Source organism: Hyphomonas sp. (assembly GCF_040882205.1).
Lineage (GTDB): Bacteria > Pseudomonadota > Alphaproteobacteria > Caulobacterales > Hyphomonadaceae > Hyphomonas.
Map to the genome: position 1 here is coordinate 1 of NZ_JBBEBT010000031.1, position 7,942 is coordinate 7,942.

Consider the following 7,942-nt stretch of genomic DNA (forward strand, 5'->3'; position numbering starts at 1 on the left):
GAGCAGACTGGCCCGTGAGAATTTATTCTTCATTTGGAGGAAACTCGCTTCTGTCATCACGCTCCTGATCGAGCGCCGAATCCAAACCTGCAGGGGGGTGACAGAAATTTCGATGGCAAACGTGGGGTAAAGGCGGGCGCGAATGGGGGTTCGCCGGGGTTTTGGGCAGGGGATGCGCCCCCTGCCTCAGCTTTGTGCGATGCAGCGAATCCACACTTATGTGGCGGATTCGCAACAGGTTCAGCCCCTAGCGGGCTACCATCGGCGCATAACCGAGGTGCATGCCGGCGTCGACCATCAGGGTTTCGCCGGTCACGTGCCGGGAGGCATCGGTGAGGAAGAAGACCGCCGCGTCGGCGATATCGTCCGGGCCGCTGGCGACATGCAGCGGGACCGAAGCGGCGACGCCGGCCTCCATCTTTGCGTATTGCTCGGCGCTCATCTCGTCCTTGAACCAGCGGGTGCCGATGAAACCGGGGCAGACGGCGTTGACGCGGATCGCCGGGGCCAGGGCCCGGGCGAGGCTGAGGGTCATCGTGTTGAGCGCGCCCTTGGTGGCGGCATAGGCGACCGAGGAGCCGATGCCGGTGACGCCGGCGATGGAGGAGACGTTGAGGACAGCCGAAGCGCGCCCGGTCTGGCGGTGGGCTTCGACGAGGAGGGGCTTCACTTTTTGCATCATCAGGAAGGGGCCGGCGACGTTCACCGCATAAGTGTGCAGGAAATCCTCGCGCGTCAGCGCGTCGAGGTCCGAATGGTCGCGCGCATGCTTGGTGATGCCGGCATTGTTGACGAGGATGTCGAGCCGGCCGGACTGGGCGGCGGCTTCGGCGAGTTTCGCGCAGCCTTCCTCGGTAGAGACATCAGCCTGGATGAGGCGGGCCTGGGCGCCGGCTTTCTGGCAATCGGCGACGGTCGCCTCGCCGTCCGCAACTGACTTGGTGCAGTTGATGATGACGCTGGCACCGCGCTCGGCGAGACGGAGCGCGATCGAGCGGCCGAGGCCGGTGGCCGATCCGGTGACGAGGGCGCTGCGGCCTTCGAGGTCCTTGGGCTGGTTCATGTTTCTGCTCCCGGGGTTTTTCTGTTTTGTCTGGCTGCCTTCGTATCCCGGCGGGTCGTGTCCTGTCCACCGGGGCCGGTTGGCCGGGGGGATTTACTCCGAAGACGGAGCATTTTCGGCTGAGCCCGGCACCAGGCGTTCCCGGCGCAGCAGCCAGGTGATGGCGACGGCGAGGCCGACCAGCGTGAGACCGGCAAAGAGCAGGGCGGCAGGCTCGGCGCCGAGGACTTCGAAATATTGCGTGTAGGCATGGATGGCGAGGAAGACGAGCGCGCTGACCGAGAGGAAGCCGCCGCGCCGGGTGCGCAGGGCAAGCGCCAGGCAGAGCGCGGCCCAGCCGAGGGAGAAGGGCCATTCCGGCAGCGTGATCGCGGTTTTCTCCCAGGCCTCGTAGGCGCCATAGTCTGCATAGCGCGACTGGCTCCACCCGGCATCGCCCAGCACGTCGCCCCAGAGTGAGCCGACCCAGAAGGCGAAGTGGACGAGGAACATGGCTGTGCGCGCGGCGACCGTGAGCAGCAGGGCCCAGGCCTCCCCGGCGGCGCTGCGCGCGCGGTAGAAGAGGGCGGCGAGGGCGCCGAAGACGGCAATGGAGATGACTGGCTCCCCGGCGAAGAGCGCGTAGGAGGCATGCCAGTAGCCGGTGCCCGTCCCGAAGACGGCGCCGAGGGCGACGACGGCGAGCGCGGCGAGGAAAGCGGAGCGGAACCAGGCGGCGCCGCCGGTCAGCACGGCGGTGATCAGCAGCGCGGTTGTGGTGGCGGAGGGCGCATCGCCGAACTGCCAGGCGATCCATCCGGCGAGGCCGAGCGTGCCCATCAGGGCGAGGCCGGCCGAGAGGACGCCGAAGGCTTCGCCCGGCGCGAGGCGGCGCAGGGCTTCGGCCCCGGCGAGGGCGGCGAGGGCAAGCGTGAGGCCGGTCGAGGCATTCGGGACAAGCGCGATGGCGGCGGCGGAGACGGCGAGGGCACCGAAGATCAGGAGGACATTGACGAGGAGGTTGCCGCGCTTGTCCGGCAGGGCGAGGGCCGTGAGCCGGGCCGTTTCGGCTTCGGTCAGGCTGCCGGCCTTGAGCAGGGCGGAAAGGTCGAGACGGATGACGGACACGGGGGTATTCCTCCTATTAGTGAGCGTTCACTAACATATTTGGGCGGGTTGCGTCAAGCAAAATCCGGGGACCGTCCTCTGGCGCCCGTATAGCCTGGCCCGTGTCCGGGGACATGCCGGCCCAGGCGTCCGGGCTGGCGGCGAGTTGAACGTGCTGCTGCGGCGGGAAATTTCGGGGGCCAGCGCGGGCGGCGCGCCACCCCTGGCGGGTGTGCTTCTCGCTGTTCACTGCGGCGGGGCCGTTTGTCCTCGGGCAGAGGCAGGTTCTGCTCAAGGTTTTGCCCGAGGTTTTGCCCGGGGTTTTGCCCGGGGTTTTGCGGTGTCGGCCTTTCCCGTCGTGGAGGCCTTCCTGCCGGTTGGGCTGATGCTGATCTGGCTCGTATGGGTGCGCCTCGGCGGGCGGCAGCGGCCTGAGCGGGGCGCGCTATCTTGCCGTACAGGTAAGCATGGACAAGGCGCGGCGCGCGGCTTAACTCGGCATGTTTTTTGCAGTTTGAAGGGCGTCCGGGCGCATGTTCAGCAAGATTTTGATTGCCAACCGCGGTGAGATTGCCGTTCGCGTCATCAAGACGTGCCGGCGCATGGGGATCAAGACCGTGGTGGTCTATTCCGACGCCGATGCGGGCTCGATGGCGGTCGAGATGGCGGATGAGGCCGTGCATATCGGCGGCTCGCCGGCGGCGCAGTCCTACCTCGTGGCCGACAAGATCATTGACGCGGTCCGCCAGACCGGCGCCGAGGCGATCCATCCGGGCTTCGGCTTCCTGTCCGAGAACGCAGCGTTTGCAAAGAGGCTGGAAGAGGAGGGGATCGGCTGGATCGGCCCGAATGCCTTTGCCATCGATTCGATGGGCGACAAGATTTCCTCAAAGAAGCTGGCGGCCGAAGCCGGCGTCTCGACGGTGCCGGGCCATATGGGCCTGATCGAAGACATCAGGGAAGCCATCAAGATCTCCAGGCAGATCGGCTATCCGGTGATGATCAAGGCCTCGGCCGGAGGCGGCGGCAAGGGCATCCGGGTTGCGGCGAATGACAAGGAAGTCGAGGAAGGCTTCCCGGCGGTGAAGGCCGAGGCGAAGGCCTCGTTCGGCGACGACCGCGTCTTCATCGAGAAGTTCATCCTCGAGCCGCGCCATATCGAAATCCAGGTACTGGGCGACAAGCACGGCAACTGCCTGTGGCTGAATGAGCGGGAATGCTCGATCCAGCGGCGTAACCAGAAGGTCATCGAGGAAGCGCCCTCGCCTCTGCTCGATCCGGAGACGCGCAAGAAGATGGGCGAGCAGGCCGTGGCGCTGGCCAAGGCCGTGAATTATGACAGTGCGGGCACGGTGGAGTTTGTCGCGTCCGGCAAGGACAAGGGCTTCTACTTCCTCGAAATGAATACCCGCCTGCAGGTTGAGCATCCGGTGACCGAGATGATCACCGGCGTGGATCTTGTCGAGCAGATGATCCGCTCCGCTTACGGCGAGAAGCTGAAACTGAAACAGTCTGATATCAAGATCAATGGCTGGGCGGTGGAAAGCCGTGTGTATGCGGAAGATCCGTACAGGAACTTCCTGCCTTCAATTGGCCGCCTCAAACGCTTCCATCCGCCTGCGGAAGGTAAGCTCGGCAAGGGTGAAGTGCGCATGGACTCAGGCGTGCGCGAAGGCGACGAGATCTCGATATTCTATGACCCGATGATCGCCAAGCTCGTGACCTGGGGCAAGGACAGAGACACTGCGCTGGACGTACACGGCGAGGCGCTGGACCGGTTCCATATCGAGGGCATCCAGGACAATATCCCGTTCATTGCGGCGGTGATGGACGAGAAGCGGTTCCGCTCCGGCGATATCACAACGGCCTATATCAAGGACCAGTTCCCGGAAGGATTCCAGGGCGTTGCGCCGACGAAAGAGCAGGAGCTGCAGCTGATCAGCGCGGCGGCCTATGTACATGCTTTCTTTTCGCGCCGCGCCGGACAGGTGTCCGGCAAGATAGCGGCGGCCGCAAAGCCGCGCCGTGACTGGGTGGTCATCCTTGGCGATGCGCACCATCCGGTGACGATCGACCTTGGCGGCAACGGCGATGCGCAGATTGCCGTGAACGGCGCCAAGGCGCACAGCCTCGTGACGTCCTGGCAGCCGGGCCAGCATCTCGTGGAAGGCGTACTGGACGGCAAGCCGTTTGCGGTGAAATTTGCCGACCGCACCGAAGGCTATCTCTTCCGCAGCCGGGGCGTGGCGCTGCGCGCGCTCGTTTGTACGCCGATGGTTGCAGACCTGCATGCCCGCCTGCCGGAAAAGCCGAAGGCGGACACTTCCAAGCTGGTGATTTCGCCGATGCCGGGGCTGGTCGTGTCGATGGATGTGGCGCTCGGCCAGGATGTCCAGGAAGGCGAGGCGGTCTGCATTGTCGAGGCGATGAAGATGCAGAACATCATCCGCGCAGCGGCAAACGGCAAAGTAAAGGCCATAAACGTGAAGGCCGGTGACAGCGTCGCCGCCGATGAAATCATGGTCGAATTCGCCTGAAGTACCGCCTGCTGACGGGTTCTGCCGGCCAGGCTTAACGTTCCGGTAACCGTTTCGGCCTGCTATTCTGCCCTTTCGGGCGGAGCAGCGGGCGGTTTCCCGCTTTCCCCCCACTTTGACTGGGACAGCAACGAGCGGGGCGGGCGCCCCCTCACCTGGAGCCTCGAGCCATGATGACCCTTCTTTTTTCTCCGGGCGGACGTATCGACCAGCCGACTTACTGGCGCGCGGTGCTGATGCTTCTCGGGATCAGCGCAGCCCTTTCCGTGATCAGCGCCTTTGTGTCGCCGTTCCTCAGCGTGATCGGCCTCGTGTTCATCTGGCCTTGGATCGCCGTGCACGTTAAACGCTTCCATGACGCCGGCAAGACCGGATGGCTGACGATTGCGATGGTGGTTCTGGCGATTGTTGCGTCGGTGATTGCCAGCATGATCCTGCCCGGACTGTTCGGCATCGATCAGATGGCACAACAGGGCGAAATGCAGGAAGAAATCGAGCGCGCCTCGCGCGGTGATCCGGCGGCGGCATTCGGCGCGGCGATGGACGCCTCCAAAAGCATGGCGCAGGCGAGCCTCATTCCCGGCATTCTTTCCACGGCGATTGCCACAGGGATTGTTGGCGCCGTGATGGGCCTGTTCAAGACTGATCCGAATGACAACCAGTATGGCCCCGGCCCTGCCGGTGCCAGTGTCGCGTTCAATTAATCCGTCAACAGATTATAATAATCAGGGGTACTCTCAATGGTCACTTTTCCGGAAGCCATCCAGCTTTTCTTCTCGCGATACGTCGATTTTCAGGGCCGCTCGCGCCGCTCGGAATATTGGTGGGTCACGCTGTTCAATCTCATCGTATTCGGTGTGGGCGGCGTGCTTGCCGTGACGCTGGGCGGAATGAATTTCGAGACGGGCGAGATGGGCCCGCTCGGCTATGTGATTGTCGGTCTGCTCGGTCTCTATGGCCTGGGCATCATCGTGCCCTCGATCGCGCTGTTCGTGCGCCGGCTGCATGACATCAACCAGACGGGCTGGATCTATCTCGGCCTCCTGGTGCTGGGCTTCGTGCCGCTGATCAACCTGCTGGCCTCGATCGCCCAGATCGTGATCGCCTGTATTCCCGGCACGGTCGGCGCCAACAAATATGGCCCGGACCCGAAAAATCCGGCCGGTTCGGCTGACGTCTTCGTTTAACCCGGGGCATAACCCGTGTAACAGGAAGAGCCGGGCACGCTGCCCGGCTCTTTTTTGTTGCGCATCCTTATCGTTTATGGATATGGGCGCGTATGATCCCGGCCCGGCCACTGCAAGGAAACGACCCCCGTCCCATGGACTACCGCTTCCTGTTCCTCGAGCCGCAGGGCCGCCTTTCCCCGAGGCCGTTTGCGCGCGCCCTGGTGGTGCTGACCGCCATCTTCATGGTTATCACCGTTCTGGCGGCGGTGGTCTCACCCGGCCTCGGTATCCTGCAATATGCCGTCGTGTTCCCGTATGTGTGCCTGTTCGGCAAGCGGCTGCATGATGCGGGGCTCAGCGCCTGGCTGTGGCTGGTATTCCTGGCGGGCACCGGCTTTCTCAGCATGATACTGTCGGCGATCCTGCTGCCAGTGCTTTCGCCGCAGGCCTATGAGATGCAGGCCGACCTCCAGAAGGTCATGGAGGCAGACGGCCTCAATGCCTTCCTCGAAGCGCTGACTGCGCGGGGGGCGGAATATGCGCGTCTGTCGGCAGTGACCTCGGTGGCAACCCTGCTGATCAGCAGCGCCTTTACCGGCTTTGCGGCCTACCGCATGCGCTCTGACCCGAAGACCAACCGTCACGGCCCGCCCACGCTCGATGTGCGTGCGGGTGATTTTTCCTGACCCAAGCAGAAGGCGACCGGCCCATGAACATGACCACCGGCGAGATTGACCCGCGTCGTCCCTGGATCCGCGATGCGCGCGATGCACCGGGCGAGATGAACTGGGTGCAGACATTGCTGAACCCGCTGGGCGGTTCGCCCAAGCTGCATTTCACCCGGGCCTGGACGTTCAGTTTCATGGGGCGCCTGCTGCTGTATGCGGTGCCCGCATTCACGGCCTTTGTGGTTGGCATCGCGGGTATGAAGTCGGACGCCTGGAACGCGCCGGTGAACCTGTTTATATTCACTGTGCCGGCGCTGCTGGTGCCGTTTGCGCTGTTCACGCTATTGACCGAATACACATCCTTCGTGGGTCATTCTCGGCGCCTCGCCGATGCAAAGCGGCCGGCCTGGCTGGCGGTGATCGTCCTTGTGCCGATGATCCTCGGGCTGGCGGCCTATACCGCCGGCACCAGCATGGGCGCGGCGCAGCACCGGCAGCTGAACGCGCCGCCGGCCGCCAAGGTGGAATCGGAAACCAAGAAAGGCGAGGCCAACAGCGAAGCGCCCGCCAAGACCGGCGCAAGGAAGCAGAGGCAGCGGCGCGGCCCGCCTGGCCCGCCGCAAAGCGAACGCCAGGCCGCCGTGGCCGCCGGCATGGGGATGGGCCTGCCGGTCTGGTGGCTCACCTCGTTTGGTGTGATGATCTGGTCGCTGCTCTGGGTGGCGCGCCTGCCGAATGGCGGCGAGGGGCGCATTCGTACCGGCAGCGATCTGACCCCAGAGGAAATTTTGGCCGGGGATTAGAAGCCTAAGCCGGCGCGTTCAGCTCTGGCGCTGCGACCCGCACCAGCCTGCTGGAGAACACCGCCTCGAAGGCGTCCTTCAAGGCCATGTCGGCTTCTTCCATCGTCATCACGCGGCCGAGGCCGGCGAGGCTGGTGACGCCGTAGCGCTCGTCCTCGATGCCGCATGGCGTGATGCCGGAGAAGTGGGCGAGGTCCGGCTCCACGTTCAGCGAGATGCCGTGCAGGCTGACCCAGCGTTTTAGGCGCACGCCGATGGCGGCGATCTTGTCCTCGCGCAGCGGGCCGCCGGGCGCGGTCCGGTCCACCCAGACGCCGACACGGCCCTCGCGCACGCCGGCATCCACATTGAAGGCGGCCAGCGCCCGGATGATCCAGGCTTCAAGGCTGGCTACAAAGGCGCGCACGTCGCGGCCGCGGGCGCCGACGTCGAGCATCAGGTAGGCCACGCGCTGGCCGGGACCGTGATAGGTGTACTGACCGCCGCGCCCCGCGTCGAAAACCGGGAAGCGGGCGGGGTCTTTCAGGTCAGCGGGCTTGGCCGAAGTGCCGGCGGTGTAGAGGGGCGGATGCTCGAGAAACCAGACGAGTTCGCGCGATTCGCCTTCGCGAATCGC

8 protein-coding genes are annotated in these 7,942 nt (G+C 64.6%); 5 read left to right on the top strand and 3 right to left on the bottom strand.

The features are described from left to right. Positions 1-247 precede the first annotated feature (247 nt). Positions 248-1,063, bottom strand: coding sequence for an SDR family NAD(P)-dependent oxidoreductase (locus WEA77_RS01775; protein ID WP_368066157.1), 816 nt, complete (start codon positions 1,061-1,063; stop codon positions 248-250). Positions 1,064-1,156: 93 nt separating this feature from the next. Further along, positions 1,157-2,170, bottom strand: coding sequence for a hypothetical protein (locus tag WEA77_RS01780; protein ID WP_368066158.1), 1,014 nt, complete (start codon positions 2,168-2,170; stop codon positions 1,157-1,159). A gap of 512 nt (positions 2,171-2,682) precedes the next feature. Between WEA77_RS01780 and WEA77_RS01785 the strand changes: the two genes are divergently transcribed. The 5 genes from WEA77_RS01785 (at position 2,683) to WEA77_RS01805 (ending at position 7,326) form a co-directional block, all read left to right on the top strand. Further along, positions 2,683-4,686: an acetyl-CoA carboxylase biotin carboxylase subunit gene (locus tag WEA77_RS01785; RefSeq protein WP_368066159.1), complete on the top strand. Its 2,004-nt coding sequence runs from the start codon at positions 2,683-2,685 to the stop codon at positions 4,684-4,686. Positions 4,687-4,856: 170 nt separating this feature from the next. Further along, positions 4,857-5,390 (top strand): DUF805 domain-containing protein, encoded by a 534-nt coding sequence (locus WEA77_RS01790; protein ID WP_368066160.1) that lies wholly within the window; start codon positions 4,857-4,859, stop codon positions 5,388-5,390. 36 nt (positions 5,391-5,426) lie between these two features. Continuing rightward, positions 5,427-5,873, top strand: coding sequence for a DUF805 domain-containing protein (locus WEA77_RS01795; protein WP_368066161.1), 447 nt, complete (start codon positions 5,427-5,429; stop codon positions 5,871-5,873). Between the two features lie 134 nt (positions 5,874-6,007). After that, entirely contained in the window at positions 6,008-6,541 is a 534-nt protein-coding gene (locus WEA77_RS01800) for a DUF805 domain-containing protein (RefSeq protein WP_368066162.1), read from the top strand. Between the two features lie 23 nt (positions 6,542-6,564). Continuing rightward, complete coding sequence (locus WEA77_RS01805; protein WP_368066163.1) at positions 6,565-7,326, top strand: hypothetical protein; 762 nt, start codon at positions 6,565-6,567, stop codon at positions 7,324-7,326. A gap of 4 nt (positions 7,327-7,330) precedes the next feature. Here the strand turns inward: WEA77_RS01805 and lipB are convergent. Continuing rightward, positions 7,331-7,942 (bottom strand): lipoyl(octanoyl) transferase LipB (gene lipB / locus WEA77_RS01810; RefSeq protein WP_368066164.1); only part of this gene is annotated, 612 nt, incomplete at its 5' end.

Bases quoted from the DNA above. Each gene is read 5' to 3' on its own strand.
- WEA77_RS01785 (WP_368066159.1), top strand. From the start codon at position 2,683: ATGTTCAGCAAGATTTTGATTGCCAACCGCGGTGAGATTGCCGTTCGC.
- WEA77_RS01800 (WP_368066162.1), top strand. From the start codon at position 6,008: ATGGACTACCGCTTCCTGTTCCTCGAGCCGCAGGGCCGCCTTTCCCCG.
- WEA77_RS01795 (WP_368066161.1), top strand. From the start codon at position 5,427: ATGGTCACTTTTCCGGAAGCCATCCAGCTTTTCTTCTCGCGATACGTC.
- WEA77_RS01805 (WP_368066163.1), top strand. From the start codon at position 6,565: ATGAACATGACCACCGGCGAGATTGACCCGCGTCGTCCCTGGATCCGC.
- WEA77_RS01775 (WP_368066157.1), bottom strand. From the start codon at position 1,063: ATGAACCAGCCCAAGGACCTCGAAGGCCGCAGCGCCCTCGTCACCGGA.
- WEA77_RS01790 (WP_368066160.1), top strand. From the start codon at position 4,857: ATGATGACCCTTCTTTTTTCTCCGGGCGGACGTATCGACCAGCCGACT.